This window comes from Zooshikella ganghwensis DSM 15267, from assembly GCF_000428585.1.
Taxonomy (GTDB): Bacteria; Pseudomonadota; Gammaproteobacteria; order Pseudomonadales; family Zooshikellaceae; genus Zooshikella; species Zooshikella ganghwensis.
Window position 1 is genome coordinate 13,624 of the sequence record NZ_AUAF01000023.1, and the last position, 17,052, is coordinate 30,675.

The 17,052-nt window shown below is 46.1% G+C and carries 15 protein-coding genes; all 15 read right to left on the reverse strand.

Features of this window, described 5'->3' with window-relative positions; translation table 11 throughout:
- Positions 1-18: 18 nt before the first annotated feature.
- The 15 genes from F607_RS0107565 to fliT all read right to left on the reverse strand — a co-directional run bounded on the left by F607_RS0107565 (position 19) and on the right by fliT (position 16,979).
- Positions 19-1,140, reverse strand: a complete 1,122-nt coding sequence (locus F607_RS0107565) for a 6-phosphofructokinase (RefSeq protein WP_027707607.1) — start codon at positions 1,138-1,140, stop codon at positions 19-21.
- A gap of 397 nt (positions 1,141-1,537) precedes the next feature.
- Positions 1,538-2,848 (reverse strand): flagellar hook-length control protein FliK, encoded by a 1,311-nt coding sequence (locus F607_RS32625; RefSeq protein WP_027707608.1) that lies wholly within the window; start codon positions 2,846-2,848, stop codon positions 1,538-1,540.
- Between the two features lie 80 nt (positions 2,849-2,928).
- Complete coding sequence (locus F607_RS0107575; protein WP_027707609.1) at positions 2,929-3,267, reverse strand: Hpt domain-containing protein; 339 nt, start codon at positions 3,265-3,267, stop codon at positions 2,929-2,931.
- A gap of 23 nt (positions 3,268-3,290) precedes the next feature.
- Positions 3,291-5,021 (reverse strand): fused response regulator/phosphatase, encoded by a 1,731-nt coding sequence (locus F607_RS0107580; RefSeq protein WP_038290542.1) that lies wholly within the window; start codon positions 5,019-5,021, stop codon positions 3,291-3,293.
- Between the two features lie 18 nt (positions 5,022-5,039).
- A complete protein-coding gene (locus F607_RS0107585) occupies positions 5,040-5,345 on the reverse strand; it encodes an STAS domain-containing protein (protein WP_027707611.1) in 306 nt (101 codons plus the stop codon).
- Between the two features lie 88 nt (positions 5,346-5,433).
- Positions 5,434-5,889 (reverse strand): flagellar export protein FliJ, encoded by a 456-nt coding sequence (gene fliJ / locus F607_RS0107590; RefSeq protein WP_027707612.1) that lies wholly within the window; start codon positions 5,887-5,889, stop codon positions 5,434-5,436.
- A 94-nt stretch (positions 5,890-5,983) separates the two neighbouring features.
- Entirely contained in the window at positions 5,984-7,330 is a 1,347-nt protein-coding gene (fliI, locus tag F607_RS0107595) for a flagellar protein export ATPase FliI (RefSeq protein WP_027707613.1), read from the reverse strand.
- A complete protein-coding gene (locus F607_RS32630) occupies positions 7,302-8,492 on the reverse strand; it encodes a flagellar assembly protein FliH (protein WP_051311092.1) in 1,191 nt (396 codons plus the stop codon). The genes fliI and F607_RS32630 overlap by 29 nt, the downstream gene beginning before the upstream one ends.
- Positions 8,493-8,509: 17 nt before the next feature.
- Positions 8,510-9,496 carry a flagellar motor switch protein FliG gene (fliG, locus tag F607_RS0107605; RefSeq protein ID WP_038290550.1) on the reverse strand — a complete coding sequence of 329 codons (987 nt, stop codon included), beginning with the start codon at positions 9,494-9,496 and terminating at the stop codon, positions 8,510-8,512.
- A gap of 79 nt (positions 9,497-9,575) precedes the next feature.
- Entirely contained in the window at positions 9,576-11,312 is a 1,737-nt protein-coding gene (gene fliF, locus F607_RS0107610; RefSeq protein ID WP_027707615.1) for a flagellar basal-body MS-ring/collar protein FliF, read from the reverse strand.
- Between the two features lie 38 nt (positions 11,313-11,350).
- Positions 11,351-11,704 carry a flagellar hook-basal body complex protein FliE gene (gene fliE, locus F607_RS0107615; RefSeq protein WP_027707616.1) on the reverse strand — a complete coding sequence of 118 codons (354 nt, stop codon included), beginning with the start codon at positions 11,702-11,704 and terminating at the stop codon, positions 11,351-11,353.
- A 20-nt stretch (positions 11,705-11,724) separates the two neighbouring features.
- On the reverse strand, positions 11,725-13,242 hold the full coding sequence (locus F607_RS0107620) for a sigma-54-dependent transcriptional regulator (protein WP_027707617.1): 1,518 nt from the start codon (positions 13,240-13,242) through the stop codon (positions 11,725-11,727).
- Entirely contained in the window at positions 13,230-14,567 is a 1,338-nt protein-coding gene (locus tag F607_RS0107625; protein WP_276523942.1) for a sensor histidine kinase, read from the reverse strand. The genes F607_RS0107620 and F607_RS0107625 overlap by 13 nt, the downstream gene beginning before the upstream one ends.
- 212 nt (positions 14,568-14,779) lie before the next feature.
- Positions 14,780-16,246 (reverse strand): sigma-54 dependent transcriptional regulator, encoded by a 1,467-nt coding sequence (locus F607_RS0107630; RefSeq protein WP_027707619.1) that lies wholly within the window; start codon positions 16,244-16,246, stop codon positions 14,780-14,782.
- 424 nt (positions 16,247-16,670) lie between these two features.
- Positions 16,671-16,979, reverse strand: coding sequence for a flagellar protein FliT (gene fliT, locus F607_RS0107635; RefSeq protein ID WP_027707620.1), 309 nt, complete (start codon positions 16,977-16,979; stop codon positions 16,671-16,673).
- Positions 16,980-17,052 lie beyond the last annotated feature (73 nt).

Genomic DNA, 17,052 nt, shown 5'->3' on the forward strand with positions numbered 1-17,052 from the left:
AACAAAACGTATCAGGCACTAAATACCCAAGCAAATACCCATTTCTTTTGCTGTTTGTACCCAGGAGTGATTTTCAGGTACACGTTTCTTTTCCAAAACAACCTGCTCGAGAGGAACAGGTACTAATGACTCTCCATTAACCGCAACCATTACACCAAACTGGTTTTGTTGAATTAATTGAGCAGCCGTTGCACCTAAATGTGTTGCCAGTAAACGGTCACCGGCAGAAGGTGTTCCGCCCCGTTGCAAATGGCCTAATATGGTCAACCTTGATTCTTGTCCTGTGAGCTTTTCTACCTGCTCTGTCAGCCACAGACTATGATCGGCATGTTGATTGGCAATGGCTTTAATTTGCTGCTTTAGCGCTTTTCTCTCAGCCTTATCCTCGATAGTACTGCGCTGCTGCTCCAAAGCCGTTAAACGCTGAGCTTCTTCAACAGTTAATGCCCCCTCAGCATAGGCAATAATACTAAACCGTTTACTGGAACGAACCCGACGCTTAATGGCTTCCGCCACTACTTCTAGTCGATAAGGTAACTCGGGTAATAAGATGACATCAGCCCCTCCGGCAATGCCCGCACCTAACGCTAACCAGCCAGCATTATGCCCCATAATTTCGACAACAATAACCCGGTGGTGACTGGTAGCGGTGGTATGTAAACGATCTATGGCCTGCGTAGCAATACCTAACGCCGTATCAAAACCAAAGGTCACATCGGTTATTGCGACATCATTATCAATGGTTTTTGGCAGTGTAATCACATTGAGTCCAGCTTGTTTTAAGCGCAGAGCATTTTTTTGGGTTCCTCCACCACCGATACAAACTAGTCCATCTAAGTGATTTCGATGGTAGTTTTCAACAATGGTCTCTGTCATATCGATGACTTTGTTACCAATGGGCATCTTATGTGGTTTATCGCGGCTGGTACCTAAAATAGTCCCTCCATCCGTCAAAATCCCTGAGAGGACTTGATCATTCAGCTCAATGGTTCTATCCAGTGCTATACCTCGAAAACCATCTTTAAACCCGATAAACTCCATGCCATAGCCATACTGGCCCGCCTTAACCACTCCACGAATTGCAGCGTTTAGACCAGGACAATCTCCACCACTTGTTAAAATGCCAATGTGTTTGGTCATTTACAGCCCCTGCGTTTGCGTGTTGTTTATACCCTTGGCGAAGGGTATGCCTCAAACAAAGAAAACAATTACTGATAATTAAAGTACAAAGTTAAGCTTTTGCTGGTGAAAAAACAAAAAACCATGTTCAACGCCTGCTGAACATGGTTTGACATTACCTATCGTATAAAAAGCACTAAGGTGATGACAAGTCAGTCATACCACAAGTTAGCGAATAAATATTCATTCACTTAATAATGAACAAAACCTGATAAAGATATTTAGAAGCGTTAGCAAAGCCTATGGCAGTAATTTCAGTATTTTCGCAACACCACCAAAATCAACTACATTAGAAAAACATAATTTGTAGTATGATGTTCAGTGACTGGAAAAAATACCTTTTGCTAAATAAAAGCATTTAGGCATAAAAATCTACCCCCCCTATTCGGCCACCAATAATTGGCTGAGTAACTCCTTGCAGCTCCATATTTTCTTCAGCTGTCGATAACCTTGACCAGTCGCCGTCCACTTCACCGTCATGCTGCTTCATTGCTTCTCGACGATCTTGATGATTTTGCCCTGATACATCCACATTAACATCCGTAAACCCTTGTTGCATAAGCTGTTCACGAAGGCGTGCCAGTTGCTGTTCAATCGCATCTCTGACTGGTGCATGATGGCTGGTAAAACTGATATTCGCCTGGTCATGCTGAATATTGACTTTGACTTCTACCGGCCCAAGATCGGGAGGATCTAATTGCAGGTGGGCCATTTGAACACCTTGTCCTGTCAACCAACTGACCTGTTCTCGAAATGCTTGCCCCCATTCAGGTGCTCTTAATGAAGGGGCTACCAATGTACTTAGTAACATATCCTGGCTACTGCCCGTTCCAGATAAAACAGCTTGCCCTGTTCCTGTGCCACTCGATAAAGAGCTTACAGGACTTTGATTTAGTATGGACAGACCAGTTGCTCCTGCACTGGACGATGCGCTGAGGGCTTTTGCTTCACCATGATTTGCCATCAAACCATCCGACAATCCTTGAACTAGCTGAGAAAAATCCGCTGTTGAACTGATACCTACTCGATTAAACATTGCCTGCTGAAGCGGGTTAAGGGAATGTTTTGCTAAACCATCATCTTTAGTGTGTTGCTGCTCCAGGCCTGCAAACGGTTTTAAATTAGTCGAGTCCCAGCCTTGTTCTAAACTTAGCGAACCTTGACCCAAGGCTGGCGGTCTTCCATTCATTTTGTCTCTTAGCTGCATAAGCAGCTGCTTTTCCTCTGCCATCAGAGGCATCTGTTGTAACGTAGGCGAAGCAAAACCCTGACCTACCGAAGATAAATTAAAGGAACTTGGTGTTGAAGGTAGAACTGTCGTCTGATGATTAGCACCGGCAGTCACTTGCCGACCGGCAGCTGCTTGCATAGCGAGGGGAATGAATAACAGGCTTGAGTCAATAGCCTCTCCGAGGATATCACTCTCTAGCGTTGGACTATGTTCACCAGTCTGAGACGTATCTTTTTTCTGGTACTCGAGTTGATTATGAAGCGTTTTTTCTTCAGAACTACCCTGCGCAGTACTGCTTTTATCATGATAAACCTGCTTAAATTTATCTTGTTCTGATTCACTCGTATTTTTATTTTCCTGAACTTTCTGGGGTCCTTGCGAGGCTTTACTCTTAGATTCAGAGTCCCCCAGCTTAAAAATACTTATTTGCTCACTCATAGCTATGTCTCAACCCAAATTAATGTAGGGATCCTGACTGCACTTAGCCATAAAGTGAGCAAACTTTATGCCCAGCAGCATTAATCTGTGAGCGTTTCTTTTAAGAGTCTTGAGACGGTTTTAAATTCTTGCTGCAACCCTAAAATGAGTGGCGAAATAGGCTCGAGCTGACGCTCTCTTGCGAGGTTTTCAATCTCCCTGGCCAGATGTGCAAGCGGGGTAATGAACATATTTAAGCAACTACCTTTTAGGCTATGAGCCAATTCCCTCATCTGCTCCGCATCATGTTCAGCTAGTGCTTCATCCATTGCCGCTATTCGTTGCTCACTATCACGAATAAATGTTTCCACCAACTGATTATATTCATCTTCCATGACTTCTTGTAATTCTTGCAGTGCAGCCAAATCAATATGTTCCATAGTGTTTCCTTACGTCATATGCTTTAGTGATGCCCTTTGTGAGCACTATCCAACTCATTATTCCAAGCATATTCAATGGTGACTTGATTACCTACCTCAGAGTATTCCACTCGCCGACAAAAAGAGCGCAATAAATTTACCCCTCGGCCATGGTAGTTAGTGTCTTCAGTGATTCGATTCATCATTTTCTGATAATTAAATCCTGGCCCACTATCAGCCACAGTAATGACTAATACACCACCCTGAGGCTCAATTTTATGTTCCAACCAAAAACGAATAAAACCTTCTTTCAACTGCTGAAGTCGATGCTCACGCTCTGCATAATATTGGGTAAAGCCATGAAGCGACGCTTTTAGCGATGAGTCCATACCCAGCACACCATGCTCAAGGGCATTGGAGTAAAGCTCCGCCAAAATGGTATACAACCGACCACTGTGCAAATTTACCCCTGGCACTTGCATTAGGCAGTGCAGAATTAACGGTATTGGGTTATAGCTTTGCAGTGTTTCAGGACGAAACTCAAAAGAGGCAGACCAGTTCCTTGCCCCACGAATGGTGCTTGCTTCAACGGGAACAGGCTTGTCACTAAAGCTATCCCGAGGGACCATACTGATCTCAATCATGGACAGGTCATCTGTCGGCTCACCAATAAAGCTAAAAACAGACTCTTTAATCTCATTAAAAAGCTGATCAGGCTCTTCATTATTGGTAAAAACGGCTTTCAGACGCTCTTCACCGAAAAAGTGTTGCTGATCATCCTGAGCCTCAATCACCCCATCCGACCACAAATAAAGCCGATCATCATAATCAACCTCAATGATTTCATAACCTGTATCAAATTTATCTGCAGATAAAATTCCTAAAGGCAACCATTTTGAAGTTAATACATCTAGCGTTTTAGTTTTAGTACGATACAAATAGCAGTCAGGAAGCCCCCCAATCCACACCTTCATCACTTTACTGTCAAAGTCTATATCCACCATACCACCACAGCAAAACCCACTGACAGGCAACACCTGTTTCATTTTGCTGTTTACTTCACTGAGTATTTCAGGCATTGAAAAACCTTTGGCAACCATATGGTAAAAAATTTCAGCCAACGGCATAGCACCAATCGCAGCAGGTAAGCCATGACCTGCAAAATCACCCAGAAATACCAGCATCCCACCTGAAGGTTTGCGCGCGGCAATTAACACATCGCCATTGAACATGGCATACGGTGACTGTAAATGCTGCAAGTTGTGTGCATTTAAACACCCAGAATGAGCGACTTTATCAAAAATTTCTTTAGCAAAAGCTTGCTCCTGCAATAAGCGTTTATTGTGGCCAGCAATTTTATCCCGCTGCACCTGAAGCGTATGATGCATCATACGCATCCGATTAAACGCATTGATTTTTGCCTGTAAAATAAGGGGGCTATAAGGCTTAGATAAAAAATCATCACCCCCTGCATCCAAACATTCTGCAAGGGATTGAGCATCTTTTAATGAAGTAAGAAAGATGACAGGAACCAGCTCTTCTCCCGCCAGCTGCTTGATTTGCCGGGCAGCTTCGTAGCCACTCATAACAGGCATTAACACATCAAGCAAAACCAGCTGAGGGCGCTCTAGAATGAATAGCTCAACCGCCTGCTGACCATCTTCTGCAGTAACAACCCGATGACCCTGCTTTAGCACCAGTGATCGTAAAATCATCCGATCAGTTTCTGAGTCATCAGCAACCAGAATTTTGATAGAACCCTCAGCCAACTCCATAATGCATCACATCATTTTTTACTGAATGGTGAATAGCTGTTCGAAGTTCGAGATGAGCAAGATCTTTTTTACATCCGGTTTGCAGTTAACAATACGGATATTAGCAGTGTCACCTCCGGCATGATCACGCAACAAGAGCAGCATACCTAAGGCAGAACTATCCAGGTAAGTGGTTTCATTAAGATCAATGGTGTACTGATTAGGTAACTTATCTGTGCGCTCGTATGCATCCCGAAAAGATTGATGTTCACTAAAGTCAAATCGTCCCTGAATGCGAATGGTGAGCTCAGATCCATCCTCGGACTGTATGGCAGTTACGGCCATGAATTCCCCCTTGCTCCTTTCCCAAACGATGGCTAATAAAATACTTTCAATAAAGCATAGCCTTTAATTATTAAAAGCACAGGTGCAGCTACTGTCCTTGCTTGCCACGAATAAACTGCTGAGTATTTACTTCATCAGCATCCTGCTGCTCTTGCTTTTCTTCCTGTCGTTGTTCTTCTTGACGATAACGATCCAGCAACTGTTGCATCGTTTGAGTATGCTGATGAGCCTCAACCCATACATCACGCAACGACTCACAGTGTTTATTAATGTTATCCACCTGTTGTTGCTGCTGGTGTACGGCCTGAGTCAGCTGTGTCAGAAACTGACTCATTTGCTGTAGCCGGCGAACCGTCACTGGACGGCCTGCAGCAGGCTTCGCATTTTCCTGATACTCAGTTTCATAATTTAACAGCTGCTCAAGCTTTTTTTGCTCATACAACAGTTGTTCTTGCAATCGGCCAAATTGTTTAGCGACTTTAGCCTCTTTGACCTCTGCGACACGAAGCACCGTCGAGAGACGGTCCGAGCGTTTCATTTCCATGACATAACCCTTAACGCAAATGATCTACTTCGGGTGAGCCGCAAGACAACGCACTATAACAAACAACCATTACAATCAGATCATCAGCTATAGACTATGATTGACGCTCTGCTATTAAGGCTTGTAAGCGTTCAACACTCGTAGCCAGAGACTCACTTTCACGCAACCCTTGCTGTAAAAACTGCATCATTGCTGGGTTCAATCGAATAGCCTCATCCGTGGCCGGATCACTACCTTGTTGATAAGCACCAATTGAAATTAAATCACGATTTTTTTGATAAACCGAATAGATTTTTTTAAACTGCTGGGCCATTTCAATGTGATTTTCATCAACAATTTGCGGCATCGCACGGCTGATCGATGCTTCAATATCAATGGCAGGATAGTGGCCTGACTCAGCAAGCTTTCGAGACAGCACCACATGCCCATCCAGAATGGCCCGAGAGGCATCGGCTATTGGTTCCTGCTGATCATCACCTTCAGTTAACACTGTATAAAAGGCCGTTATAGAGCCTTGCCCCGCTTCATCGGTACCCGCACGCTCTACTAACTGCGGGATTTTGGCAAAGACTGAGGGTGGATAGCCTTTGGTCGCCGGTGGCTCACCAATTGCCAACGCAATTTCCCGTTGAGCTTGCGCATAACGGGTTAATGAATCCATAAGTAGCAACACACGCTTTCCCTGATCACGAAAGTATTCCGCAATACGGGTACATACCACAGCTGCTCGCAAGCGAAGCACGGGCGAATCATCAGCAGGTGCGGCAATCACTACGGAACGTTTTAAACCTTCTTCACCTAGCGTGTGCTCAATAAACTCTTTAACCTCACGTCCCCGCTCACCTACTAAACCTACCACGGTAATATCGGCACTGGTTAGACGTGTCATCATGCCCAACAACACACTTTTACCTACACCACTCCCAGCAAAAAGTCCCAAGCGCTGGCCATTGCCCACTGTTAACAGCGCATTGATTGCCCTGATACCGACATCCAGTGGCTCTTTGATAGGAAACCTCTGCAGAGGATTAATAGGGTGTCCCGTTAACCCAACATAATCATCAGGTTTAAGAGGACCTTTACTGTCAAGGGGCTTGCCCAGTCCATTTAATACCCGGCCTAATAAATTAAACCCAACGGGAATAAGGCTTTCCCCTTCTAAAGGCAGAACACGTGCGCCAGGGTGGATACTTTGAGTGGCCATTAAAGGCATCAGGTAGATTTTATCCTCATCAAACCCCATCACCTCCGCTTCAATTTTTTGCTGACTATCGGTAATGACCTGACAGCGTTGCCCCATTGCCATTCGGCAGCCCACAGCCTCCAGAGTCAAGCCAACCACCCGCGTCAAGCGTCCTTCCACTTGTATAACAGGACAACTGTTGAGCGCTGTTTGATAACGATGCAACCGGTCAGTCAGCGCCAGACGTTTGAGAGTCATCGAGACTGCCCTTATTGGCCGAAGCTGAATTAGTCTTATCAGGAGCAGAAGTTTGCACCTGCTCAGAAGTGGTAGGTTTTGCACTTTCTGTCGAGCTTGAAGCCGCTGATGGCACCTTGCCTGAAGGTGCTTGATGATGCATTTGCTCAAGGCTGACAGCATGAACATGCAAATGTTGCTCAGCTAAGGCATCTACATAATGCGCTAAACGCGAAGCTACACTTGCATCAACAATGCTATGACTGGTTTCGACACGACAGCCACCAGGTAACAGTTGCTCATCTGGTAATAACTGCCACGTTGCCTGGAGCTGCTGTTGTAAATCACGGATATACCCTAAATCCTGAGGATGTAGATAAACTCGTATGGATTGACCGCCTGCGGGCAACATGCGCATGGCCTCTTTAACCAGCATGGTTATTTGGCTTGAATCTGCATGAAGTTCACGATGAATAACGTTGCGGGCAATTTGCATAACCATATCTACCAGTGCCTTGGTCAGCTGTTCATCCTGCTCGGCTAAAGGTTGAAATAAACCGTCTAATACTGAAGCAAGCTGCTGCTCTATTTGCTGCAGCTCACCTTGAATCGCTTGTCGCCCTGCTTGTTGTCCTTCCTGAATACCCTTTTGATACCCTTCCTCATAACCTTGCTTTTGTCCTTCAACAATGCCTGCGGTTTTACCTTCTTGCTGGCCCAGTGCAAAGCCATCTTGATAACCCTTCTCTCGCGCTTTATCCAGTGCATCAAGCAGTGCTTCAACAGTTAAGGCTGAATGCCCACCTCCTCCACTCATTGCCACAGGCGCACTGGCTGAAAAGGCCGGCGTTTCGCTGCCAGCCACTTTAACGTCATCATGCTCGGTGTTGGGAGGCTCAGCTCTCCGCTCATGATGAGGTGAGTGTGCAGGGCTAGCAGGCTGTGCCCTCGCAGCAGGTGATAGACTCTCAGTCGTTGGCGCTTGAGAAGGTATTGCTGACGAAGTTGGGGAACGAGGAACATACTTCACGGATTCCTTAGGGATATAATGCTGCCCTTTATTATCATTTTGAGACTGGCTACGAACCAGGTGCTTGGCTCCAGCCAAACTGGGTAATCCCAGCTTTTCAAAGGCTTTAGCTGCCTCACCTCGGATAATGCTAGTTTCTTGCGATTTTGGCATTTTTCAAGGCCTATCCCCTAAACCATTTCCTCACCACCTTTGCCTAAAGCAATCTCTCCAGCTTCAGCCATGCGTCTAGCAATAGTCAGAATTTCTTTTTGTGCGGTTTCTACTTCACTGATTCGAACCGGACCTTTAGCTTCTAAGTCATCTCTGAGTAACTCTGCAGCCCGCTTCGACATATTCTTAAAGATTTTTTCCTTAACAGTCTCATCCGCACCTTTAAGCGCAATGATCAAAACATCTGAAGAGACTTCTCTGAGTAATGCCTGAATGCCCCGGTCATCGACATCACCTAAATTATCAAAGACAAACATCAAGTCTTCAATTTGAGTACCCAGGTCTTCATCCACCTGCTTAATTGACTCCATGAGTGGTGCTTCTATTGAACCTTCTACATAGTTCATGATGTCCGCAACACGCTTCACTCCACCCATTGCCGTGGTCTTGGTGGTGCCACTGCCCGAAAACTGGCGCTCTAAAATATCATTCAGCTCTTGTAATGCCGCAGGCTGAACTGTGGTTAAGCCTGCCACCCTTAACATAATGTCTAACCGTACTTTCGGATCAAAATAACTAAGAATCTCTGCTGACTGATCGGGGTCCAAGTAAGCAACTACAATCGCCTGAATCTGTGGATGCTCATAACGAATCACATCAGCCACCGCTCTTGGTTCCATCCACTTCAAAGTATCCAGCCCTGTTGTGTTGCCACCCAATAAAATACGGTCAATTAAGCCACTGGCTTTATCTTCACCCAAGGCCTGGGTCAGCATCTTACGAATATAGCCATCCGCCCCAACACCTAAGCCCGTTTCATTGCGCACTATCTCAATAAAAAACTTCAGAACAGATGTCACCTGACTGCGATTCACATTATCCATTGCGGCCATTGCTGCCCCAACACGTTGTACTTCTTTAGGGCCCATATGGCGTAATACTTCTGCGGCTTCAGACTCGCCAAGGCTCAAAAGAAAAATAGCTGAGCGTTGGACACCAGTCATTCTGGCAGCCAATGCGGTTTCTTCAGTGGCACCGGGACTAGGTGGTGGCGCAGGTGCTGGTGCTGGTGTTGTTTGTGCCTCAGCCATCTTCAGTTATCCATTGTTTAATCACTTGCGCAACCCGGCCTGGGTCTTCAGCTACCAAACCTTTGACAGCATTGAGCTGCTGCTCATAGCCTTCATGAGGTCCAGGCAGTAGCATACTGCCACCACCGGACAAACTGACCTGATCCTGAGAAATTTCTGCGCCGGTTAACTCACCAAAAGCCTCGCCTTCTGGTCCTCCCAAAGCAGCCAACTCGTCATCTTTGTCTTTTTTCTTGCCAAATAAGCTCATGACCATAGGCCTGATTACGCCAAACAACAGCACGATAATAAATATGCCTGCCAGTACCTGTTTGACCACCTCCCAAAACCAGGGTTCTGTCCAAAAGTTAACCGGTGGAATGACTTCTTCTGGCGTAGGAACAAAAGATGCGTTAACCACGTTAACACTGTCGCCCCGAGTGACATCGAATCCCACAGCATCCTTGACCAGCTGAGAGAAACGATCAAGATCAGCTTGCCTCCAGGGAGAGTGTGTCACTTCTCCGGAGTCAGGATTCACTGTTGCACGATCATTCACCACAACAGCAACCGTCAAGCGCCGAATCTGACCTTGCTGAAAGCGGGTGTAGCTGACGGTTTTGTCCAGCTCGTAGTTTCTTGTTTTTTTCGAGCGGGAGTTGACGGCTTTAGCCGCATTTTCCGCGTCTGTAGCCTGGTTTTCAGCACCCACTTGCTCAGGCACCGTAACTTCACCTGGAGGTTGATTTGATAGCGCTCCTGGCACACCACTGGCAGCCGACTTAGCACCCTGGACCTCATCGAGCAATTGTTCACTACGTACAGCAGGCGCATCAGGATTAAACTGCTCTACCGCTTGCTCAATATTATTAAAGTCAATATCCGTTGATACTTCAGCCTGATAGTTATTTTTACCTAAAATAGGTTCTAAAATATTGTGCACTCGTTGTGTCAGTTTTTCCTCGACACGAACCGTATAGGCAAGTTGCTGATTGGCAATTTTTAGCTCAGTTTCATCTTTGGTTTCTTCAACCGATAACAATGTACCCAGTTGATCCACAACGGTGACATCAATGGCTGCCATATCAGGTACACTGGACGCCACTAGGTTGCGAATGGCGTTGACCTGATCAAGCTTTAGTTCTCTCATGGGATGTAAGTCAAGAAAAACCGAAGCACTTGGCTTACGGCGATCACGCACAAAAACCGTACGCCGAGGGATCGCGAGATGAACACGTGCTGACTTCACTGCCCTCATACTGGCAATGGTTCTTGCCAGCTCACCTTCCAGTCCACGGCGGTAACGCGCATTTTCCAAAAACTGACTGGTACCTAGCTCCTGCTCCCTATCCAGCACTTCCAACCCTACCGTGCTATCGCTTTTAATGCCAGAAGCTGCAAGTTTGAGTCGTGCTTCTGCAACATGTTCAGCAGGCACCAAAATAGCGCCGCTTTTCGGTTCAACTTTATAACGAATGTCACTGGTCTCAAGTACATTCAGTACTTGAGCTGCATCGTAGCCTTCCAAAGAACCATAAATCGGCTGAAAATCAGGCTCTTGAGACCATAAAACAATACCAAAGCCAATAGCAACACTGGCTGCAAGCCCAACTAAAAAGAGGACTTGTCGAGAAATTGACAGGTCATTGAGTACATCAAAGAATGGATTACCCGTTCGAGCCATGGGCATAGCGGCTACGCCCTCAGCCTTAGTCCCAGTGCTACCAGATTCAGTTAATGGATCAGCCATTGCCTGCCTACTCCTGTCTTCCTAAACTCATGCATAACCTAAACGGGCATCTTCATAATTTCTTCGTAGGCCTGCACTAATTTATTACGCACTTCCACCATGGCGTCAAAAGCTACACTGGCTTTTTGGCCTGCAATCATCACATCTGACAAACTCACCTCTGGATCACTAAACTGATAACGTGTCTTTAAGTCACTGGACTCCTGTCTCAACTCATTAACAGAGTCAATGGCTTGCTTAAATAAAGTAGCAAAATGGGGTGTTTCTTTTTGCTCAACATTTAAATCGTGCTGAGCCGGAAGTATTTGCTCTGCAGCAGGCTTGATTTGGCTTTCCAGCTGCATTGCACGCATATCAAGCATCATTCGATTGAGGGTTACATTATCGCTCATCAATCCAGCCTCTTAGTCCGCTAGGCAATCATGGTTTCAATATCAATACCTTGTTCCCGCATCTTGGCAAGCTTATAACGCAGCGTTCTTGGGCTTATGCCCAGCTTAAGTGCAGTCTCTTTGCGGCGTCCCCCCTCAGCCCGGAGTGCGTCAATGATCAACTCATATTCACGCTGCTTAAGGTCTTCTCCCAGTGGTCCTGTATCAATAGCCCGCTCGATATCACTTTCCAGACCACCAGCAACAGAACTCTCCCCATCCTGGAATAAAGGGCTACCAGTAGTGCTTGTGACCTTACTCGCAGCGCTAACCGGTGGCATCTTAGATTCAATAGACATGGTTTCCTGCATTGCTGCCTCTGTTAGTGCAGGTGCCATCGTCTGTAGCACAGGTGACTGTCCTACCGCGTGTGATGGAGCAAGACATAAGTCAGCTGGACGAATTAGATTTCCTTGCTGGAGGATCAAGGCACGTTGAATGGCATTATCAAGTTCCCTGACGTTACCAGGCCAAGCATGCTGTAAGAGTGTTTTTTTCGCTTCATTACTCAGCTTGACGATGGGGTGTTTTAACTTACGACAGTGAACCGCTAATAAGCGCTCTGCAAGCGGTACAATATCATTTGGACGAGCTCGCAACGGCTGCCACATCAGCGGAAAAACACACAACCGATAATATAAGTCTTCCCTAAACTCACCCCGCTGCACATAGCTCAGCATTTCTCGGTTGGTTGTCGCGATAATGCGCACATCCAGTCGAATCGTTTTACGCCCACCAACCCTTTCCACCTCCCGTTCTTGAAGAACTCGCAGTAACTTAGCCTGCAAACTGAGTGGCATTTCAGTGATTTCATCCAGTAACAGTGTCCCATTATTGGCCAGTTCAAATTTTCCTGGAGAACTACTATAAGCCCCTGTAAAAGCACCTTTTTCATGACCAAACAAGGTAGCTTCCAGCATATTTTCAGGAATAGCAGCGCAGTTGATCGCGACAAAGGGTTGTTCATTTCTGGGGGAATGGCGATGGATATACTGCGCCAGCACTTCCTTACCTGTTCCACTTTCACCTGTTATCAGGACAGTAGAGTCTGTGGCAGCAACTTTTCTTGCCAGCAGCAAAAGTTGACGGCTACTTTCCTCCTCAGCAACTGGTTCATCGCAACTCTTTTTCGGTGTACCTTGCAATACCCGCCGAATTTCTGCCAACAGTGCATCAGGTTCAAACGGTTTTACCAAGTAATCGACGGCCCCCTGCTTCATTGCCTCAACCGCCTGACTCACTGATCCATAGGCAGTCATTAACAGCACCGGAAGCTGTGGTGCATGTTGGCGAACCCACTGTAATAGCTGGTAGCCATCTACCTCAGGCATATTGACATCAGAAACCACCATATCGATGGATTTACTCTGCAGTAGCTGGATAGCTTGTTGCCCATCTTCCGCGAGTAAGTAGCTAAAATCGGTCAACGCCAAGGTATCGGCTAACGCCTCACGTAAATCAGGGTCATCTTCTACGATAAGAATAGTTATCTTGGCCATGCTGCCTCCTCCTCAGATTGATCAGCAGATATTGCAGCTACATTTAATGGCAGGAGTAATTGGCAGACAGTGCCTTGGCCTTCACGACTATGCATCGCAAACTCTCCCTGATGGGCTTTGGTAACGGCCTGGACAACCGCTATTCCCAGCCCAGTACCATGGGGCTTAGTCGTAAAAAACGGCTCCTGAGTTTGTGCCAAGGTTTTGGCGCTCATCCCTGGCCCATTATCCACCACCGTCAGCCTTAGATAATGCTGATAAAGGCTGCAGGAAATCACCAGCGTGAGGCCCTTTTTGCCTGATTCCAAAGCATTATTGACTAAGTTCATCAACGCACCTATTAGCGCATCTTTGTTACAGCGTATTAAAAAAGTCTGCTCCAGCTGATACCGCCAACGGAGGTTGACCTGACCAGTGCTAACCTGTCTAACCCCCATAGCACTCCCTACCGCTTGCTGAAGCTCCTGCCAAAACGCTTTAATGGCTATCGTGTCAGCCAGGACTAATTCACCTTTAGCAAATACCAGCATGTCACTCACTTGACGCTCAAGGTGCGTCAGTCTGGACATCAATTTGTTGGCAAATACACAGTGTTTCTCTCGGGGGAGTGCTGGATTTTGTAAGTGACCCGCATAAAGCATGGCGGTAGAGAGCGGTGTACGAATCTGGTGTGCTAAGGACGCTACCATTTTACCTAGTGCTGACAGCCGCTCATGATGACTGAGCTGCTGCTGTAAGCACCGGGTTTCGGTTAAGTCAGTGAGGAGAATAAGCTGGCCTGGCTCTAACTCTAATGAGCGAGTTGCAATACTGACGCGCTTACCATTTTTCAGTGAGATTTCATGGCCATCATCGTCTCTTGGAGCAAAGCATCGGTTGATCACTGTCAACCAACTTTCCCCCAGAAGTGGCTCATCCAAAAGCTCGATAGCAGCTGGATTGCACTGCTGAATGACACCATGTCCATCCAGTACAATGACCCCACCTGGCAGCAGGTTCAGCAAATGTTCCAGCCGGTTGGCTAGACGTTCCTTTTCAGCCAGCTCCTGCAGTCGCTGTTCTCCTACATCAGCCAGTTCGCTTTTGAGCGCTTGAACTCTGCCAGCTAATTGACGGTAAGATTCTGAAAGCTGCTCAGACATTTGGTTAAACAACGAAAATGCCTTCTCCAGACCTGTTTTATCGTCAACGGATGACTGCACATCTTGCAAGGCAGCCGCAAATGCGCTGGACTCAGCTTTAGCAACTTCAGCCATTGACATGGCGCCTGAAGAAACAGCTTTATAATGTGTAGCTTGACGTTGTCTCTCGACTCTGCCCGTCATAGGCTCAACTCCTTGACAGGTACTCTTACGAGCGCCTTGATTCACAAATACTTAGCGGTCTTTTAGATAAACCAACACTACAGCAATGTGATCTAGTTAAACTTTTAACAGGTAAAGCAAGGACCAGGCCAAACCAAAATAGTCTGATAATTCAATAGTTTAGAAAGTTGATTGGCGAGCGCGTCAATTTACAGACTTTGGCAGGTTACTGATTAACTATTCGCAGAAAAGGACTCTTTGCGATTAAGACCATATTTACGCATCTTTTCGACAAGCGTTGTTCGACGGATATGGAGCCTTTCGGCGGCTCTCGCGACCACCCCCTGGCTATCATCCAAAGCTTGCTTGATAAGTGAGCATTCCAAATTACTGAGATAATCTTTCAGATCTAATCCATTAACCGGTAACAATGCAGGTGAGTTCACGCCAACCAGGCCACCATGCGTAATACTTGTCTCTGGAAACATCGCAGCAATATCTGCATTGCTCTCATCTTGTGGTGCAAGGTGGCGAAACTTTTTCGGTAGCTCTTGAACGCCAATAACACCATAAGGATACATAATGGCTAACCGCTCAACTAAATTGGCCAGCTCTCGAATATTGCCGTGCCAGTCGTGACGGCACAGCGACATAGTCGCGGCGGAATTAAAACGAATCGACCCTCGTTTTTCATTTTCCATTCGTGAAATCAATTCATTCAGTAAAAGCGGAATATCTTCAACCCTTTCCCGAAGAGGTGGCATTTCAATGGGGAAAACATTAAGCCGGTAATACAAGTCTTCTCTAAATGTTCCCTCTTGAATCATGTCCTCCAAGTGTTTATGGGTTGCGGCAATGATCCTAACATCAGCCTGTATTGGCTTAGTCCCGCCTACACGCTCAAACACTTTTTCTTGCAAAACCCGTAATAACTTCACCTGCATTTGTAGCGGCATATCGCCAATTTCATCCAAAAAGAGTGTGCCACCCTGCGCGAGTTCAAAGCGACCAATACGCGTCGAGATCGCCCCCGTAAATGCTCCCTTTTCATGCCCAAACAACTCACTTTCCAGCAGTTCACTGGGAATAGCACCACAATTGACTGGCACAAAAGGCCCAGCCCGACGATGGGAGTTATAATGCAGGTTACGCGCAACTACCTCCTTACCAGTGCCAGATTCACCTGTAATCAATACACTCACATCCTTATCTGCTACCTGGGCCATCATCTCCCGTACTTTTTGTACTTGGCGACTGGTACCAACCAAACTACGAAAAAGCTGTAACTCACGCTGTTGTCCACGAGCGCGACTCTTATTAAAGTGTTCACGAAACACCTGGGCGCGATGCAGCGAATCAAGCAGCTTATTATAAGTAGGTGGAAAATCAACTTTGGCAATCACTTGCAGGCGATGATCGATATCCATATCGTCAGGCAATACTTGGTCTCCCATTAACAGAATAGGGACTGAAGGCTCCCAGTCATGAATCTGCTGAATGATTGTGGTGATTTGCTGAGTGATTTCCCCCAGAAAAATGGCTGCAACTTCCTTCATTGCATCAATATCAGCCACCGCTTTTTGCCACTGACGATCCTCAAGTAACAGGACTTCCTCTCCCAAAAACTCAAGTATGACTTTCAGCTCATCACGACGGTGCTGTTCATTATCGACTAACAGTATCTTCGCATCTTGCCACATGCGCGTTGCTCTCTACACATACTCTCAAAAAATGAGTAGTCAATTCGATGCCAACTGGGGCAATGGTGACAACACTTAAGTAACTCACATTAGCAACAAGACAATTTCTGGGCAGGTTACTAACTTAATCGTTGTTGTCTTAAAAAAGTGCTGGTTTTTTGACTCAGTATGAGTGAGTAAAGACAATAAAAAAGCGCCGGTCAAATGACCCCTTGTATTATCCAGTGGAGAAGAAATTCAATTTCAGGCAGGAAGCAATTACTCAATAATCAGAAAGCAACTGCACAAAATGTACTGATACGGTGTGTTAAAAAGACATCACAAGGTGCCTGTTTGGGTAATTTGTTAAGCAAGACTAAGCCCCTGTGTATGAAGCTATTGTTATGCTAAGAAACTATTACAATACGAGTACAGTACTAGGGAATTATTGCATTTGCTGATAAATTGCAACGCCTTGCTGGTGACGTTGTAAACGATGAAGTTCTGCGCCTAATGACTCCTTCTGCGCAGCACAAGCATTGATAACATGTTGATAGGTACTCAGCAGCTTACCCAAAGCAACTAATAAATCTGCTGGCGCTCCTTGCTGCATTGCAGTGCCCACAATATGTCTGCAGCGTTCATCTAAGTCCGTTACACTCGACCAGTCTTGGTTTAATAACGCATTCTGCAAATCACTTTGTAGTTGCTCTAATTGTGCAACCCCCAAGCTACCTCGACCAGAGCTTGTCATAACCATTCACCTTAACCGCGTGTATTATTCAATATGAAGCCTTTAGAACCAACCAAGCAAAGGTTTGGATCAA